We start from the raw sequence: 14790 nt of genomic DNA, 5'->3' as shown, positions 1-14790 counted from the left end.
AGAACAATTGGGCAAATTTGTTTGCTGCTGGCTCTGCTCAACGGTTCAACCTCTATGGTTTGGAGTAAGGCAGAATTCTGCACCGCTACATTTTCTCCAATGAGAGCACGATTCATGAAAACGACGGTTCTTGTTTAAAACACGCTGCTTATCGCGTTGAAACTGAGGATGGTGCTGTTTGGATTGATTGTCAATTTACATCTAATCGAGACTTGGAATAAAGGCGATCTACTTTACCCAGAAACATAAAGATTTTTTGGGTGCATCCAATCAGTATCGTCATTTATGGAGGCGTTGCTGAATTAAACAATGAATAAGACAATCAGGGGAACCGTAACCTGTTTCAGGTAATGAAGTAACAATTTTATCGAGTGCCTCAGCATAATTTCGGTCTTAGAATAGCATAGTGTTTTGCGATGAAGTCGCGCTAGATAATTTCTCAACCGTGTATTTTCCCCTTCTATTCGTGTTATATGATATGTCTTTTATTGACGATTTAGTCGCAGCAACCTTCACCTGGCTAGCCGAAGTCGGTCGTAGTTGCGTTCATGGCTTCGTTGCACCTGATTGGAACCAGATGCTTGCTCTTACTCCTTTTGCTCAATGATGGAGCGCACACAACCACTAAAAAACGTATAGCCCAGTTAGAATCAAAACTACGGGCAGTAAGGAAACAAGCCAAAGCTTAACGTCGAAAAATTGCTCATAAGTACCTAAAAATTGCTAGTGCCGCTCGATGGCAACAGAGATTTGTTTAACACGTACTTAAGTGAGTTTGCGAATAAAGCTCTACTTATTTATTTATCGTGCCGTCAGGCATCGTTGCTCCTTGAAAAGTTGCACCTGACAAGGTAGTAGCATTCAAATTAGCTCCCTCTAAATCTGCCTGATTCAGGTTTGCTCTAGTTAGGTTTGCCCGATCTAAAACCGCTCCCTCCAACTCTGCTCGGTTGAGATTAGCTTGACTTAAATTTGCCCGATTGAGAGATGCTTCTTCCAAGTCTGCGTCAACTAGATTTGCCCCCTGCAAAGAAGCCTTTTCTAGGTCTGCTTCTTCCAAGTCTGCCTTACTCAAATTTGCCTTCTCCAGGTTTACCCCTTCTAAGTCAGCATCACTTAAATCTGCACCCTCTAGGTTTGCTCCTTTTAAATCTGCTCCTTCTAAGTCACACTTGGGACATTTTTTTGTTTCTAGCAACCGCTTGACTATTGAGGGTGGTGGGGATGATGCTTGAGACTTGACAGCAGTTGGTGTAGTTTGTGCCATCAGCGCATAGACTCTTGGTGATTGGGGTGCAGCTTGAGGGGGCGCTGCGTTTGAACACGCATTTGCCAGTGTAACTAGGGGCAATACAGCAAATAAACGGACAATTTTTGGGGAATTTGACATAGCTTAAATAAAATGAGTCAGCCTAATTGCAAGTAATTGAGCAAACATAGGCTGGAAACTATTGCTCCTTGTTAATGACAATATTGCTGTTCGTCAACAACACCTACTTCAATAAATTAATTGCTGCTGTTATATTCCGCTTCTAGCTCAGGAATAAAATTATTTGAAGTTTGATTGTAAACATAAATACAGGAGAATTCTTATTCATGTTTGAGATTTCTGCCTTGAATTGTTGAATAATTTATAAGTCAAAACCTAGATAAGACTATATTTAGTTCTTTTTTCTGAGAATTAAGATCAGATTAAAATCAACAAGATTAACTAAACAACTATTTAAAGTTGAGAATTATCTTACTGCCTAACGTAAGCTATAAAGGTTGTATTATTTCATTCAAGTTAATACTTACGGTGCAAAACTCCCAACCTGCCAATCCTACAGTTGCCAAACTACTAGAAGCTGATGCCCAACTAGCAGCCCAAGAAATTGAGTTAAGCGCTCAACTTAAATCAATTGGGGAGAAACGCCACAGCCTGAAAACTGTGATTGATATGTTTGCCCCCGAACATACCGCCGATACTACACCTGTAGCAATACCAGCGCAACCACTAGAAGTTGTTGCTATTCAACAGGTAGAATCTACCACACCAGAGCGATCGCTAGTTGACCAGGATATAACTAGCCCAGAGCTAAACAGCGCCAATGCAGATACTACTGAAGCGCCAGCACTACAGCCTCAAAAGCAACAAGCCAAGAAAAACTCATCTGCTACCAGCAATAAGCAAACTAAAAAATCCGCACCCGCTAAGAAACCAAGTAAAGCTCCCGACACTTGGCAGCAGTATGTCAAAGATGAGTTTTACGGTGCTACTCTATCGGAGGCTGTAGCCCAAGTTATGCAAGAGCATTCAGAGCAGGTACTAGAAATTGCCGCGATTATAGATGCCATCTTCACCAGTAACATTCCCAAAGAAGTAAGAAGCACAGCTAGAGAACGTGTTTCAAACGTCCTATCAGTTGGAGCAAAGAGCGGCAAATGGTATCGAGGGCAACTAGGTAAGTATAGTATGTCCAAAGCAGCAGTTGAGGGATAATCAGCTTACTTGAGGTAGTTGCACGGAGAAATTTCTGCTCATCCCCAAATATAAATGTTATGGACAAAAATTCCGTACCATCCCCCGCTTTGAGGTATTTATATAGAAAGTTTCCGCATAATAAATAGTTGGGCTGAAATTTATGCTCAGATCCATAGAATAAGTCTTGGGGAGCGCAAAATGCCAAACCAGAATATAGATTTAATCCGAAGCCTCTTTCAGAGCCGCCTGGCAACTCTTGAGCATCTCTTAAAGTTAGCTCAGACTCATTTTTGTGATGACGAGTCATTCCTGCAAAAGCGCATTGCGAATGATATGTTTCCCTTGGGCACACAGATTGCTTTCACTTGTAATCAACCACGCAACTTTGCTCTTTGGTGCGACGGTAAGCCTGCGGATAATTTAGATCCAGATGTTACATCTGTTGGACAGGCATACGAACATATCGCAAACACAAATGAACTTCTATCGAGCATTCGCGTTGAAGACACAAAGTTAGCTGAAACGACACGCATTTATTCGGGTGAAAGCCTCTACATCGATTTCTCTGGTCATGCTTATGTGAATGACTTTCTCATTCCAAACTTCTACTTCCATCTGGTCACAGCTTATGACATTCTGCGTATGGCTGGTGTACCAATTGGAAAACGAGATTACATGATGCACTTAGTGCCATTAATCAGGGCGGAGGGCTAATTCATTGAAGAAGGGAAAATAAGTTCAATTACTACTAATTGTTTGTTCAAGGCAGTTGCGAGTATGTCACATACCTGCCCCTTAATGTAGTGCTGTCGATTAAGAGGGCTTAAACTAAGTAATTCCTGTAAGTTTTGCCAAACAAAGTCCTCTAAGCTTGCCTCGCTGTTAAAGTTGAATGCTGCATTTTCTAGAGTTTGCATGATTGTTTTGTATGCTAGCTTCAAAGGGCGTTGTTCATCCAACTACAATTAAGGCACGATACCAATAGGACTGGGGTAGAGCGATCGCACTTGGACAAAGCTAAAATTTATCACGTTATTGGCATTGACGGCACTACGTTGATAGTCTTTTACACCGAAGCTCACTGCTGGCAATTCCGGTTGATTAGCCCTGGTGAGACAGTATTTGGGGAATGCAAAATCTACGGAGAGTGCTGAAGCTGCACTTAGGGCAGGGCTGGAGTGGATAGCTAGGAGGAATTGAAAGATTTATTTTAAGTAAATTAACTGTGAACTCGGCATTTTTTTACAACAGACTTATTCATCAATATTTAGATAGTGGAGCTAGACATCTAATATTTAGGTATTCTTACGGGAGACATTAATAACTGATTATTATTTAATATGAATATATCTTACTTTTGTCTAATATGACATTACACTATATTGTAAATAAAAAACATAATTTTTCATTAAAGAAGTCACAACCAGAATTTAAAGAGATATTTCAAGTTTGGCGTGAATATGAAAACATTGCTATGCATTTTAATGAGCTATTAATTAAGCTTAGAGTTCAAGCACTTGGGGCTATTGCCATTATAGGTACTATATCTACTGCTTTACTAAAAGAAAGTGCCGAACTGCCAAAATATTTATTTCCCTGATTTTTATTTTTAGCTTTAGGTTGGATAGCACTTTATTGCCTTGATATGTATTATTACAATTGTCTTCTTCAAGGAGCAGTTAAAACTATTATAGAACTTGAAGCAAATAATAAATTACTAAACTTGAGTACCAATATAGAACAGGAGGTAAAAGAACACAAATTATTTGGAAAACTCAGTGGAAGAAAAGTTTTCTACTTTTTAATTTATCTAGCTCTTGTAGCTGTTGACGTTTGGTGTGGATGGATTGGATTGGGATATGGAGTAAGTTTTGTTTTCTTTATTTTATCAATACTTATTTTAATTTGTTTAATGTGGTCTTTCTTCAATGAAGATATACGTATTATTTTACAGGGAATTATTTTAGAAGCAATAAAGTTATTAAAAATAATGAAACCAAAAGAAACAACTAGATTTAAAAAAGTAATAGTTCTATTACAGTGGGCAGAAGAATTTTTAATGAAAGCAGCAAAGTTATTATATAATGAAGAAGTTTTGAAAAATGAGGTATAGTCTAACTCTGTAAGTTTATAGGTGATGTATTAAGTATAATCTTATATAAAAAGACAAGTGAAAGTTATTGAATTGTAACTAACAAATCTCTAGATTTATTAACTATTTAAAGCCATCAATAATAATTGAGTAAATTAAGCATTAAAAAACGAAAAAAATCTCTAAGTTAGCTAGTTTTAGAATAATGCTATTATTTAGTAGGTGGTTTATAGCTTGTGCTATTGTGAAACTTTCAATGCCTACTGATTTATAGTTTCCAAGATGTCTTACCTTCTAACTACTTGTCGGATGTTGCAAAAAGTTAACCTCGATTGACTTACCCTTCGTCCCAGTGCAAAGATCCAGCTAACCGCAACTTATTTATTGCAATCGCTCAACTAATAATACCAATTGTGAATAACCAACCGAGAACCATTCAAATGTTTTTCGACGGTGTTGAAGTGCTGCGAATTGAGGATGGCAAAAAACGTCACGAAATTCTATTTCCTGCTGACCACCAGCCGGAATTGATGGAACTGGGCTGGGATGGGGAGTTAGTTTATGCTATATCTCCAGCTTCTTAAGAGGTTCTGGTAAATCGTCTGCTGTAAGAGCGAGATGGTCGTAAAGCGTTTGCGTTCGCCCTTAACATTCTATTGATAGTTTTTGGAGTAGGGCAATGGATGTGCAGGAGATTTCTACTTAATAATTTCGTCGTACTGTGTCTCATCGTCTTCTCGACGCTGGCTCATGCCTACCAAAATATTTTCTAAAGGGACGCGCTCTAGCCACTGATGGCGCTCTTGAGTATAATCCCCTTGACCAGGGCTAAAGTGTTGCATAAACCGAATGGCATTAACAACTCCTAAAGAATCAACGAGTGCTTTGTAACCTTGTCTAATAATGTCTTGCTGTGTTTTAGTCATCGTTGTTTTCCTCAGCCTGTGTAGCTTGTAAGAGCCACTGTACGGGGTTGTTGATAGCTACATTAATACGCTCGGCATTGCGTTGAGCTTTTTTAAGTAGCCTGTCATCAGTAGTCAAAAATATATCAGTACTGCTTCTCTCCGCACTAGCGATATGTAATGCATCGTAAGCTGAAAACCCAAGCCCTTGTAGTTCCATCGCCCGCCGTTCAATAACTTGACTGCTGACAACCTTAATTTTAGCAAGCGTCAGGATGATTCTTACATTATTAAGCCTTTCTAAGTCGGGGGTTTGAGCTATTTCTTCATCTAAGGCGGCACTGGTTATGAGTTTCCAGGCTCCTTGCTGGCATTGACTCAAAATAGTCAAAATTGCTTGACTCTCCAAAGCTATGCGGGGCTGTGCCTGGTTGTCAAACGGACGATTCAAGCAACAGGCATCTAAGTAAATTCTATAGCTCTGACTCATTGGCAGGGGTCATCTTTCCAAATGGTAAAGCGCTAGCAACTGAGGCTGGCACTAGCTAGATTTTGCAGCAATTGTACAACTAATAAACTTCCGCTACCCTGCTAAGTTAGCCTTGAAGTAAGCTTCGTCCCAATAAGACTCAATTAGAGTAATTTTTCCCTGCTCGTTAAATTCAAACATACTTATGCCTTCAGCCTTTGCAGTGCGGTCGTTTTTGGCGACAACTTGCATTGTCGATTTAACAGCAGCTTTGCGATCGACTATGAATACACAGTCCTGCACGATCTCAAATTGCTTGTAGAACCTAGAGAGCAAGTCAAAAAATTTAGGTGAGCCTTCTTTAACCTTTAGAGGGGGTTTACCAACTGGGTCGTAAATTACAGCATCAGCAGTTAGGACTTCTAACCAGCCTTCCCTATCCATAGCGGCTAGGCTAGCGTAGTATTGAGCGATCGCGGCTTGTTGCGCTTCTTGTGACATAGTTTTGTCTAACTAGCTTTATTTTCCCTGATTTTACTGGCATATCAATGTAATTCCTTGTAGAGAATGGCAGAAGAAATAAGTAGTTAGTGGAAACAGAGCAGCAATTAACTATTGGCTGATAGCTTATTTTGTGCCGTTAGCGATCGCCTCCAAATCCAAATCGATAGTCGGCGCAGACATATCTGCTGGAGCGATGACTATGACGCTAGTAGTTGCATTACTTCAATGCCAACCCTATTTTCTGCGATCGCCTGCACAGTCCTTAGCTATTATCTACTGATTCGTCTTGCTGGCGTTCAATCTGCGCGTTCAATTTCTTGAGGTGATGACGCAAAATGATTTTACCTTGATGCTTTGCTTGTGGATATAGTCGTTGATAGTGAGCCTTATAGTATTGCAATTGTGACAAGCTTCTTTGCTTAGTGGCAAAACTTATTTCTTGCATAATTGATTCTCGCTTTGTTACTACAAAATAGGGAGCTAGGAATGTCATCTAGTCCCCTATGTGTTTCATGTATCCATTAAGAAACGCTGCTGGGAAAAGAAGTTTGTTTTCCCAGCAGCATTGTTTCATATCAATGCTTATTCAAAACCCAACATCTGGATCTTCCTCTTCCAGCGTCACAGTTCTTCTTTTTGCTTCATAACTTTCATCTAGTGCAAGTCTTGCGGACGAGCGAGTGCTAATCACCTGCCCCTGATAGTTCGGTTCGGCACTATCTAGCTCAACCCCAGGCAAAAGTGCCACTGCTTGGGCTTCCCCTTCTAATACTGGAAGTGACAATACATCTATCTGCTGACCAGGTTCTAATGCTGACCAAGCATATTCTTTCAGTTGCGTGTAGCCTACGAAGTAGTCTCGCCAATTCTCCGTAGTAGGTCGTTCGTGGCTAACTGCTTTACAGCACCATGACTTATTCTGCTTCTCGCCCACTAGCTCTGCTTGCACCGTGAGGCAAAACACTCCCAAAGCATGGAAGCGGTCATTTTTGGGTTTGGCTGGCACTTGATTTACTAGAGCATGACAAGTCTCAAGCTCGGCTTTGAATGCTCGTCTTTCGGTTTCAAACGTTGCCCCATTTACACCTCGCGCTGCGTACTTGAGTGGTGATGTATGCAAAGGATTATTGTTTTGGTCGAGGAAGAATACCAAGTACAAACGCTCGGTCTTGATGTTTTTATCCTCTTTGAGTGTTGCGTCATACTCACCTACGATCACTCTTTTTCTTTGCTGGGAAGAAGCTTGCACGTCATACTGGTAGAGTCCGGTCTTCGGACAAACTAGCATTCTTGGATTGGGGATTAATACCCCTTGCTCAACCTCGCCTGAGCGGAAAGTATGGTTAATTAACTGCGATTCATCGAAGTCCACCCAGCCGCACTTTGCCATCGTGCTGACGGGGATGAAATAGCCGCAGTGCATTTGGTCGTTCAAGACGATTACGGTTGGTAGGGTGGCGTTCTTGTCGATATATTCATCGCTGATAAACTCGTCGCGTTCAAGTTCATTATTCATTGCTTTATTCCTGTTGATTTGAGTAGTGATTGGTTGCGCTGTTGTTTGCTGTTACTTGTATGCGATGCCTGCGGCGGTCAAGGGAACGTGACCATCGCTATTTAATGTCTGCATATTGGCTTTGAGTCAGCATTACTGAGCTACTGGGAAAAAGAATTCTTGCTCTTAGATAGTTGCTCCAGATTATTTCTTCACCGCATAAAGGATGCTTGCAGCTAGATTTACTTGTTGCTCGGTAATCAAAAAATCCTCGCCTTCTGCTTGCAATAAGCTAGTCAATGCTACGCAAATTAAATTCCTCTCCTCCTGTGGCAAGCAAGAAAGGATAGCAGCTAGCTTTGGCGCTTTCCTGGGAGCAGATGTAGTCATCCTGGAGAACATTAGTGCAGTCCAAGTGTCAACATTTGCATCGGTGAGGGTTGATTGTTTGCTTGCTGCCAATAGCTTGTGAATCTGAGCTACTATTTCGCCCTTTTCTGGGCTGTGGAAAGCGAATATCTCTGCTAGTTCGGTATCGCTAGTTATGTCGCCAGAATTATCAGCCAGTAGTTCGTTTTCCCTTAGCCAAGTCATAAGCTCAATTGCAACAGAGCGATCGCATAAGTTCTTTGTCAGTTCGTTAATATCCATATCGAGTTTTGCATGCAATAAGTAGGTACAAGCGGCGCTCTTAACCCCAAATCAAGAGCGCCTAATGCGATCGCTTTTATCCAGCGTATGCAGCTAACACTCGCTGGCGATGCTCCTGCCAAAGCTGCCCAGTAGCGACATACTTCTGGGCTATACGCTCGGCTTCCTCACTCTTTGATGCTCTACCAATGGCACGATCGCCCACCCATACCGTGTACCATTGCCACTTATCGTTATAAGTTATTGACCAACTAGGAGGCGCGGTTGGTGCTTTAGTTGGTTGAGGGTTTTGGTTGCCCCTATAGCCTTGCAGATATCCTGCTGAGTATTCACAGCTAGCTTCTGCATATATGGGGTGCAGTTGCTCTGCTGCGTCATTTCGCCCATGTTGCAAGCCCTGCTCGTAATCAGCAATTAATTCTGAATTGGGTCGTAGCTGACAACTAACAGAATCTCCTGCAAATCCGGCTGGTTGTTGCTCTACTTTATCTATCTGTATCTGCAAGCGATAGGTATGGAAAGTTTCTATGTCTATAGGGATTGCTTGATGGAAGTCGATTTGATACCAGACTGTATCGCCAGTTAGGGCAATGTTAGTGATTTGTGCTGGCGTTAGTTGTGCTGGAGTATTGTAAGTACCTCGATCCCAACTGATGACTGCTGCTGCAAGCGTATAGTTACGCAGATATAGTTCGTCTTCCTCAGTAATTTGGCGACTGGGATTGATGATGCCGCGTTGGGATTGCTCGGTTTTGACTTGCTTTAAAGATTTGTCTTGAGTTAGCATTTGATTACCTATGAATGTAGGAACCAAAGCCTGCAAGCGATCGTCTCGGTCAAAGTTGATACGCTTGTAGGCTTTGCTGTATTTGAAACTTGTTTAATCAACAAAGCTTTTATATGTGGGAGTCCGCAGGGCATGGGCTGCCTTGTCGTGGGCGTTTCCTCCTCTGACCGCCGCTACTGCTGTTGGCTTCGCTGTTATCAGGTTACGGGCGGTGTTGAGGCAGTTCCGCGCTCTGCTGCTTTGTTGTTGTAATTGCGTTTAGACTCTGGATTCCGTTCGGGTGGGGGCTGTCTTGTTTCCCTGTTCCCATGTTTATATTATAGCAAGTCGTTAGTCGGCTGTCAACTGTAGACTGTCGTTTGTTGATGTGCTAGTATCTAGGAAGTAGATAGTCAGTTTTTAGGAGACAATATGCTCTGTAGCGTTGTAGTTGAGCAGAGCGTGAATGTATACGTAGACATTTCCGAGTATTGGCTGAAAAATATTGATGGCAGTCCCAAGTCTGTCAATTCAGTCCATGAGGAGATTAAAGGCACAGAGTATGAAGTTGGACGCTATACTTTGCGACTAGCTTTAGAAGGAAGATTGGATAGGGGTCATTTTAAAAACTTGTATGTCCTTGCCCAACTTGCTTCTAAATGGGCAGGCAAAGAAGTTAGTGTCGGTGATCTTTTAAAGTTTCAGGAGGATTGACATTAAATGGCTAGTTGGGATTTTGACAAAATTCTTTTTCCAAGTAGCTTCTTATCTTTAACTTTCAATCTAAACAAGTAGCAATCGCAATAACTCTGGGGAGAGGAGCGATCGCCACTTGTACCACAACCTACCCTAGTTAAACCAACGAGGTCATGGCATGACAATCATATCTGACTGTGTACTGGTTGAGTCAAAATCGGCTCGCGATCACCAGCTTGAGCGGGTTTCCCATGAGGATGCTCAAAGCATTTTAGATAAGGTAAAAGCTCTTTACTTCGCTGTATGGAAAGGCGTAGGGGCTGCAACCACGGAGCAGTTAGCCCAGTTCTATGAAGTCCCAGTTGGTACAGTTCGTCCTTTGATTAAACCGCATCAGGAAGAGTTTAAAGCTGATGGAGTGAAAGTATTGCGGGCTAAGGCTTTGAAGGATGCTCGTTGCCTAATCCAACTACCCCCTGAAACGTCTCAAGCCCTAATCTGGACTCCCCGCGCTGCACTAAGACTGGGGATGATTCTGAGAGATTCTGCTGTAGCTAAAGTAGTCAGAACTAGCTTGCTAGATGCGATTGAAAAAGTTATCCCTGCTCAATCAGCAAGAATTAGAGAACTAGAATTAGAGCTAGAGTTAGCTCGTGCTAGAGAAGCTGCTGCCCGTTCGGAAAGCGTTGCTGCCCAAAGTCAAGAGCGCCTGATCCAAGTCTCCAGTGCCATCGTCACTATGCATGGCGCTGGAATGTTGGGGCTGATCTTAGGTAAACCCGATGCAGTCATAGAGCAGCCGCCTATTGTCCTTGAGAAAAATATCCTGGTGAACCAAGCGGGTAAGCCGCTCAAAACCTTCGAGGGGCTGTCCAAGACTAAGCTTGCTAAACGCTACGGCATGAAGAAACCGCAAGATTTAGTCAATTGGCTGCAATCAATGGGTAAACAGCATCTTATCCAACCTGGGATTACTACTGCCCCGTGTCAGTTCGTGCCATTCGAGTACGTGCCAGAGCTAGATCGCTTGTGGGCAGCGCGTCAAGGGTCGAGGCAGTTTTTGCTTGGTGAGTGAGCAATTATCTTTTTCCAGTTAGCCAATTGTTTTTGTTTTATTGACTCGCTTCATCGGTTAAACCCTACTCAGTCTTAGGAGAATTGTATGAATTTTAGCAATGACCCTGGCTCCATTTGCCAAGGGTTAGACGAATTAACCAGCATACACAAGCAGATCCAAAGCGACCTATCAAAATACCGCTGCTCCAGGTGCGATCGCTTTGGCGTTGTCTCTGGAGTGCATGACTACTTCGGCATTATCTACAAGTGCAGTTGCCAAGCCGTATTTTGGGTCATCAACCCCGAAACAGGCGATCGCATAGAGGAGGTGAAACCATGACCTTTATCTCCGCAGTCTTGGGCGCGGTGCAGCACCCGACTAACATTCTGACTGAATACCTAAGTAGGTTCAGGGGAGTTAAGAAATTCAAGGCATATATTTTGTCGTGGCTGGATGGTTGGATTCATCACAAGCTCAAAGCAGGTAAGCCACCTTGGGTTTACGTCGTCAATCAAGAACTAGCCGAGGCGCTGGGCTGTTGCAGAGATACGGTATTTCGCCACCTCAAGGATTTATGCGAAATGGGCATACTCAAGAAAGCGCCTTACAGAAGGTGGGCAACAGATAACATTTGGGCTTACTCGATTGACTTTGACAAACTCAAGCAGGAACTAGCGCCCTTTGCCCCTGCCGAAAATCAGACAGCCGAGTACCGAAAATCAGATAGTCAGGAGTCTGAAATTAGGCAGCCGATAGCAGAAAATCAGACAACATACAGAGGTCTTAGTCTTAGTTCTTCCTCAACAACAACAGAACACAATCTGCCTGCTGCTGGGGAAGAAAATAAGAAGACTGAACTACCCGCACAATCATCGGCTAGTTGGAAAAAAGAAAAGTCTGACGATCTACCTCGCCGCGAACAGGAATGTACTACCAAGCCTACCCAGGAAGAGTTAGAGACTGCTTGTACCCAAATATCTCGACTATCGCCTCAGGTGCAAACAAACATCCAAGTCAAAGCCGCGATCGCACAGTATTGGGCTAATTTTCCCTCAGCGCTCGAACGGCTAAAAATTGCAGTACAAGAAAACTGGCGGTGCAACCTGACGGGTGTGCTAGTCAAGGCTCTGAAGGAGGGTGTGCCATCTGAGGAAGCTGCGCCGCCTTGTACGTTTTTCGGTTGGAAAGAATGGGCGGATGAAGCAACAAAGCGCCGATTAATGGAATACTCCAGGTCGCATGATGGAGATATTATGGTGCATTTGGTTGGCGGTACTCAAGGGCTGTGGAGTCAGTTGCGTTCTTTGTCATGGGCTGAGATTGAGTGCATTGCAACTGGAGGAGAAACGCTATGAGCGATAACGATAGCGGCGGTCAAGTTAGCGACCATCGCATCCTCAAAAGGCGCATTGCCCAGCTAGAAGCAGAACTACGAGCAGTGCGGTAGCAATTCTTAGCTCAACGGCAAAGAATTACTGATAAGTGCGGGCTGGAATTTTTGGTACTGATTGACAACCCGAATACTAGAGTCACTGTCCGTAATATAGTACAAACGCTCGTGTTTGAGGATGAGGAAGAAAATACTATTTCTGAGACTAATGGCTGCTTGGTGGGCAAGCTGATTGAGGTAAGATTTGGCTTACTGCGGTCATGTGGGAAAGAAAAATAATTTTTAAGCTACGCTCGCTAAATACTAAGCCCTTTAAGGCATCTAATGTTCAGTCAAGGTTTGCATTCTTCACAGTCAGGATACAACTATCCATCAAGCTCAGTACCTTAAATGATATTTTTGAGTATTGCTTCATGCACCAGCTTTTGCGCCAACTAAGAAAGTAATGATACACACTTTGCCAATGTGGGAATTCATGGAGAAACAAGCGTTATGCACACTCAGTACGTTGTATTAGCGAACATGGCTTTGACGATTTGGCACATATTTCTAAAACGGGGATAGCTACCAGACTGAATTGCTGGAATTAATGGTTTAATGATTGCCTACTCAAGATCAGACATATTAATGTCGTCAGGGTTTCACTTCCTGCTTCTACCCTAGAATAGAAGGTATAATTTGCTACCCTTTAACAATTTTTTTATAGAAGGGAGATAATTCAGGAACAGCAACGACAACAGGAAGCTCCAGAAACCAAGATTTAGAGCAATGAAGACTATCAATCGCAAATATGGCGATTACTGTTCTCTATATTAGGGTTAGTTACCAAATAATCATGTAGCCACTTGCAACCATCTGTAAGTAGACTATCTATATTTGAAGATTGCTGTTTAATACTATCAAGGTGCCAGAGCCTAATAGTTTTGTCTCTGCTGGCTGAGGCAAGTGTCTTGCTATTCGGGCTGAAACTTACATCCCAAACCCAATCGTTATGCCCTGACAAAGTTTGGAGCAAGGTACCGTCCGGTTTCCAGAGTTTGACAGTGCGATCAAAACTAGCGGTCGCAATCATCTTACCGTTCGGGCTGAAACGGGCATTCATAACCCGCTCATTGTGCCCCTGCAATGTTCTAAGGTATTTGCCATCTGAATAGTTCCAAAGTTTGGCAGTTTTATCATCGCTAGCAGTGGCAATCATTTTACCGTCTGGGCTGAAACTTACACCATTAACTTCATCGAGATGCCCCTGCTGCCCCTGCAATGTTCTAAGGTATTTGCCATCTGAATAGTTCCAAAGTTTGGCAGTTTTATCATCGCTAGCAGTGGCAATCATTTTATCGTCTGGGCTGAAACTCACATCTACCACATTAGCTTTATGTCCGCTCTTCCATTGCTTCATCGTCTTGTTTTTCAAGTCCCAAAGTACAACATTTTTGTCACTGCCAACCGAAGCAATCGTTTGACCGTCCTGTTGCCTAAAAGCGATGCCGAAGACCGACCCAGCGTGACCCTTCTTACCATTTCCACCAAGGGTTGCCAACTCCTCGCTTTTTTTACCATCCCAACTCCAGAGTTTAATAGTACCGTCCCAACTGGCAGTCGCAATTGTCTTACTATTCTTCGGGCTGAAGCGGACACTCCAAACCCGATTAGTGTGCCCTGTAAGTGTTGTGAGAGGTTTACTTTCCTTACCGTCCCAACTCCAAAGTTTTGCGGTCTTATCCCGACTTGCTGAAGCAATAGTTTTACCATCAGGGCTGAAGCTGACGCTGTAAACTTCATCAGTATGCCCCTGCTGCCCCTGCAAAACCGAGGGTAAGCTGCCAATTTTCCAAAGTCTGATTGTTTTGTCATAACTGGCAGTCGCAACTGTTTTACCATCAGGACTAAAGCTGACGTTCGTAACCCGATCGGTGTGTCCCTTTAAAGTTTTTAGCAAAGCACCATCCTGGTTCCAGAGTTTAATAGTTTTGTCACTACTAACGGTTGCAATTGTTTTACCGTCAGGGCTGAAACTGACGCTCCAAACCTGATCGGTATCTCCCTTGAGAGTTGTGAAATCTTTGCTCTCTTTACTATCCAGTTTCCAGAGCTTAACAGTTTGGTCACTGCTAGCGGAGGCAATCGTCTTGCCATCAGGGCTAAAGCTGACGCTATTAAATTTATCAGTATGCCCTGTAAGGGTTGTAAGATGTGTGCCATCCAGTTTCCAGAGCTTAACAGTTTGGTCACTGCTAGCGGAGGCAATCGTCTCGCCATCAGGGCTGAAACTGACACTATTAACTTCACCTTTGTGTCCTG

General features: G+C 42.9%; 22 protein-coding genes and 2 pseudogenes. 15 read left to right on the top strand and 9 right to left on the bottom strand.

Annotation, left to right across the window (positions count from 1 at the left end; genetic code table 11):
* Nucleotides 1-134: 134 nt before the first annotated feature.
* A pseudogene (locus UH38_RS28390) lies at nucleotides 135-289 on the top strand (MBL fold metallo-hydrolase); the annotation flags it as partial.
* 13 nt (nucleotides 290-302) lie between these two features.
* Here UH38_RS28390 and UH38_RS25725 read toward each other — a convergent pair.
* Nucleotides 303-485 (bottom strand): annotated as a pseudogene (locus UH38_RS25725) (IS1 family transposase); the annotation flags it as partial.
* Here UH38_RS25725 and UH38_RS27990 point away from each other — a divergent pair.
* The gene (locus UH38_RS27990; protein ID WP_268748914.1) at nucleotides 479-607 is read left to right on the top strand and encodes a hypothetical protein; all 129 of its coding nucleotides are present in this window, start codon (nucleotides 479-481) and stop codon (nucleotides 605-607) included. The pseudogene UH38_RS25725 and the gene UH38_RS27990 overlap by 7 nt on opposite strands.
* A 186-nt stretch (nucleotides 608-793) precedes the next feature.
* On the opposite strand, the gene UH38_RS23470 is transcribed toward UH38_RS27990, so the two are convergent.
* A complete protein-coding gene (locus tag UH38_RS23470) occupies nucleotides 794-1390 on the bottom strand; it encodes a pentapeptide repeat-containing protein (protein WP_200892597.1) in 597 nt (198 codons plus the stop codon).
* Nucleotides 1391-1798: 408 nt separating this feature from the next.
* On the opposite strand from UH38_RS23470, the gene UH38_RS23465 reads away from it, so the two are divergent.
* From UH38_RS23465 to UH38_RS26955, 6 genes are all read left to right on the top strand, one after another.
* Nucleotides 1799-2482 carry a hypothetical protein gene (locus tag UH38_RS23465; RefSeq protein ID WP_045057136.1) on the top strand — a complete coding sequence of 228 codons (684 nt, stop codon included), beginning with the start codon at nucleotides 1799-1801 and terminating at the stop codon, nucleotides 2480-2482.
* Nucleotides 2483-2662: 180 nt separating this feature from the next.
* A complete protein-coding gene (locus UH38_RS23460; RefSeq protein WP_045057135.1) occupies nucleotides 2663-3178 on the top strand; it encodes a DUF1993 domain-containing protein in 516 nt (171 codons plus the stop codon).
* Nucleotides 3179-3411: 233 nt separating this feature from the next.
* Entirely contained in the window at nucleotides 3412-3618 is a 207-nt protein-coding gene (locus UH38_RS25720; RefSeq protein WP_200892596.1) for a hypothetical protein, read from the top strand.
* 212 nt (nucleotides 3619-3830) lie between these two features.
* Nucleotides 3831-4064 (top strand): hypothetical protein, encoded by a 234-nt coding sequence (locus tag UH38_RS23450; protein ID WP_045057133.1) that lies wholly within the window; start codon nucleotides 3831-3833, stop codon nucleotides 4062-4064.
* Between the two features lie 45 nt (nucleotides 4065-4109).
* Entirely contained in the window at nucleotides 4110-4577 is a 468-nt protein-coding gene (locus tag UH38_RS23445; protein WP_045057132.1) for a hypothetical protein, read from the top strand.
* A 311-nt stretch (nucleotides 4578-4888) separates the two neighbouring features.
* Entirely contained in the window at nucleotides 4889-5140 is a 252-nt protein-coding gene (locus tag UH38_RS26955) for a hypothetical protein (protein WP_045057131.1), read from the top strand.
* A 114-nt stretch (nucleotides 5141-5254) separates the two neighbouring features.
* On the opposite strand, the gene UH38_RS23435 is transcribed toward UH38_RS26955, so the two are convergent.
* The 3 genes from UH38_RS23435 to UH38_RS23425 form a co-directional block, all read right to left on the bottom strand.
* Entirely contained in the window at nucleotides 5255-5482 is a 228-nt protein-coding gene (locus UH38_RS23435) for a hypothetical protein (RefSeq protein WP_045057130.1), read from the bottom strand.
* Nucleotides 5475-5951, bottom strand: coding sequence for a PIN domain-containing protein (locus UH38_RS23430; RefSeq protein ID WP_045057129.1), 477 nt, complete (start codon nucleotides 5949-5951; stop codon nucleotides 5475-5477). The genes UH38_RS23435 and UH38_RS23430 overlap by 8 nt, the downstream gene beginning before the upstream one ends.
* 93 nt (nucleotides 5952-6044) lie before the next feature.
* Complete coding sequence (locus tag UH38_RS23425) at nucleotides 6045-6431, bottom strand: nuclear transport factor 2 family protein (RefSeq protein WP_045057128.1); 387 nt, start codon at nucleotides 6429-6431, stop codon at nucleotides 6045-6047.
* 114 nt (nucleotides 6432-6545) lie between these two features.
* Here UH38_RS23425 and UH38_RS26500 point away from each other — a divergent pair, with 114 nt between their 5' ends.
* On the top strand, nucleotides 6546-6755 hold the full coding sequence (locus UH38_RS26500; RefSeq protein WP_144405768.1) for a hypothetical protein: 210 nt from the start codon (nucleotides 6546-6548) through the stop codon (nucleotides 6753-6755).
* Between the two features lie 265 nt (nucleotides 6756-7020).
* Here UH38_RS26500 and UH38_RS23415 read toward each other — a convergent pair whose 3' ends face one another.
* The 3 genes from UH38_RS23415 to UH38_RS23405 all read right to left on the bottom strand — a co-directional run bounded on the left by UH38_RS23415 (nucleotide 7021) and on the right by UH38_RS23405 (nucleotide 9367).
* Nucleotides 7021-7950: a DUF5895 domain-containing protein gene (locus UH38_RS23415; RefSeq protein ID WP_052672550.1), complete on the bottom strand. Its 930-nt coding sequence runs from the start codon at nucleotides 7948-7950 to the stop codon at nucleotides 7021-7023.
* A gap of 183 nt (nucleotides 7951-8133) precedes the next feature.
* Nucleotides 8134-8580, bottom strand: coding sequence for a hypothetical protein (locus UH38_RS23410; protein WP_045057126.1), 447 nt, complete (start codon nucleotides 8578-8580; stop codon nucleotides 8134-8136).
* Between the two features lie 76 nt (nucleotides 8581-8656).
* The gene (locus UH38_RS23405; RefSeq protein ID WP_045057125.1) at nucleotides 8657-9367 is read right to left on the bottom strand and encodes a hypothetical protein; all 711 of its coding nucleotides are present in this window, start codon (nucleotides 9365-9367) and stop codon (nucleotides 8657-8659) included.
* On the opposite strand from UH38_RS23405, the gene UH38_RS26495 reads away from it, so the two are divergent.
* From UH38_RS26495 to UH38_RS27520, 6 genes are all read left to right on the top strand, one after another.
* Nucleotides 9368-9619: a hypothetical protein gene (locus UH38_RS26495; RefSeq protein ID WP_144405767.1), complete on the top strand. Its 252-nt coding sequence runs from the start codon at nucleotides 9368-9370 to the stop codon at nucleotides 9617-9619.
* Between the two features lie 189 nt (nucleotides 9620-9808).
* Nucleotides 9809-10060, top strand: a complete 252-nt coding sequence (locus UH38_RS23400; protein ID WP_144405766.1) for a hypothetical protein — start codon at nucleotides 9809-9811, stop codon at nucleotides 10058-10060.
* A 160-nt stretch (nucleotides 10061-10220) separates the two neighbouring features.
* Complete coding sequence (locus tag UH38_RS27525; protein ID WP_045057123.1) at nucleotides 10221-11117, top strand: hypothetical protein; 897 nt, start codon at nucleotides 10221-10223, stop codon at nucleotides 11115-11117.
* A gap of 87 nt (nucleotides 11118-11204) precedes the next feature.
* Entirely contained in the window at nucleotides 11205-11438 is a 234-nt protein-coding gene (locus UH38_RS23390) for a hypothetical protein (protein ID WP_045057122.1), read from the top strand.
* Nucleotides 11435-12454 (top strand): hypothetical protein, encoded by a 1020-nt coding sequence (locus UH38_RS23385; RefSeq protein WP_045057121.1) that lies wholly within the window; start codon nucleotides 11435-11437, stop codon nucleotides 12452-12454. The genes UH38_RS23390 and UH38_RS23385 overlap by 4 nt, the downstream gene beginning before the upstream one ends.
* Before the next feature lie 143 nt (nucleotides 12455-12597).
* Nucleotides 12598-12768: a hypothetical protein gene (locus tag UH38_RS27520; RefSeq protein WP_200892595.1), complete on the top strand. Its 171-nt coding sequence runs from the start codon at nucleotides 12598-12600 to the stop codon at nucleotides 12766-12768.
* A 499-nt stretch (nucleotides 12769-13267) separates the two neighbouring features.
* Here the strand turns inward: UH38_RS27520 and UH38_RS23380 are convergent.
* Nucleotides 13268-14790: WD40 repeat domain-containing protein (locus UH38_RS23380; protein WP_045057120.1), on the bottom strand; the 1523-nt coding region annotated here is incomplete at its 5' end.

It is taken from the genome of Aliterella atlantica CENA595, assembly GCF_000952155.1.
Lineage (GTDB): Bacteria > Cyanobacteriota > Cyanobacteriia > Cyanobacteriales > Chroococcidiopsidaceae > Aliterella > Aliterella atlantica.
The sequence above is the reverse complement of the archived record's forward strand: the minus strand, read 5'-3'. Positions and strand labels throughout refer to the sequence as shown.

Excerpts from the sequence above, each read along its gene's own strand:
- UH38_RS23405 (WP_045057125.1), bottom strand. The coding sequence starts at position 9,367 with ATGCTAACTCAAGACAAATCTTTAAAGCAAGTCAAAACCGAGCAATCC.
- UH38_RS27525 (WP_045057123.1), top strand. The coding sequence starts at position 10,221 with ATGACAATCATATCTGACTGTGTACTGGTTGAGTCAAAATCGGCTCGC.
- UH38_RS23460 (WP_045057135.1), top strand. The coding sequence starts at position 2,663 with ATGCCAAACCAGAATATAGATTTAATCCGAAGCCTCTTTCAGAGCCGC.
- UH38_RS23435 (WP_045057130.1), bottom strand. The coding sequence starts at position 5,482 with ATGACTAAAACACAGCAAGACATTATTAGACAAGGTTACAAAGCACTC.
- UH38_RS23415 (WP_052672550.1), bottom strand. The coding sequence starts at position 7,950 with ATGAATAATGAACTTGAACGCGACGAGTTTATCAGCGATGAATATATC.
- UH38_RS23450 (WP_045057133.1), top strand. The coding sequence starts at position 3,831 with ATGACATTACACTATATTGTAAATAAAAAACATAATTTTTCATTAAAG.
- UH38_RS23425 (WP_045057128.1), bottom strand. The coding sequence starts at position 6,431 with ATGTCACAAGAAGCGCAACAAGCCGCGATCGCTCAATACTACGCTAGC.
- UH38_RS23430 (WP_045057129.1), bottom strand. The coding sequence starts at position 5,951 with ATGAGTCAGAGCTATAGAATTTACTTAGATGCCTGTTGCTTGAATCGT.
- UH38_RS23445 (WP_045057132.1), top strand. The coding sequence starts at position 4,110 with ATGTATTATTACAATTGTCTTCTTCAAGGAGCAGTTAAAACTATTATA.
- UH38_RS23410 (WP_045057126.1), bottom strand. The coding sequence starts at position 8,580 with ATGGATATTAACGAACTGACAAAGAACTTATGCGATCGCTCTGTTGCA.
- UH38_RS23470 (WP_200892597.1), bottom strand. The coding sequence starts at position 1,390 with ATGTCAAATTCCCCAAAAATTGTCCGTTTATTTGCTGTATTGCCCCTA.
- UH38_RS27990 (WP_268748914.1), top strand. The coding sequence starts at position 479 with ATGTCTTTTATTGACGATTTAGTCGCAGCAACCTTCACCTGGCTAGCC.
- UH38_RS23385 (WP_045057121.1), top strand. The coding sequence starts at position 11,435 with ATGACCTTTATCTCCGCAGTCTTGGGCGCGGTGCAGCACCCGACTAAC.
- UH38_RS23390 (WP_045057122.1), top strand. The coding sequence starts at position 11,205 with ATGAATTTTAGCAATGACCCTGGCTCCATTTGCCAAGGGTTAGACGAA.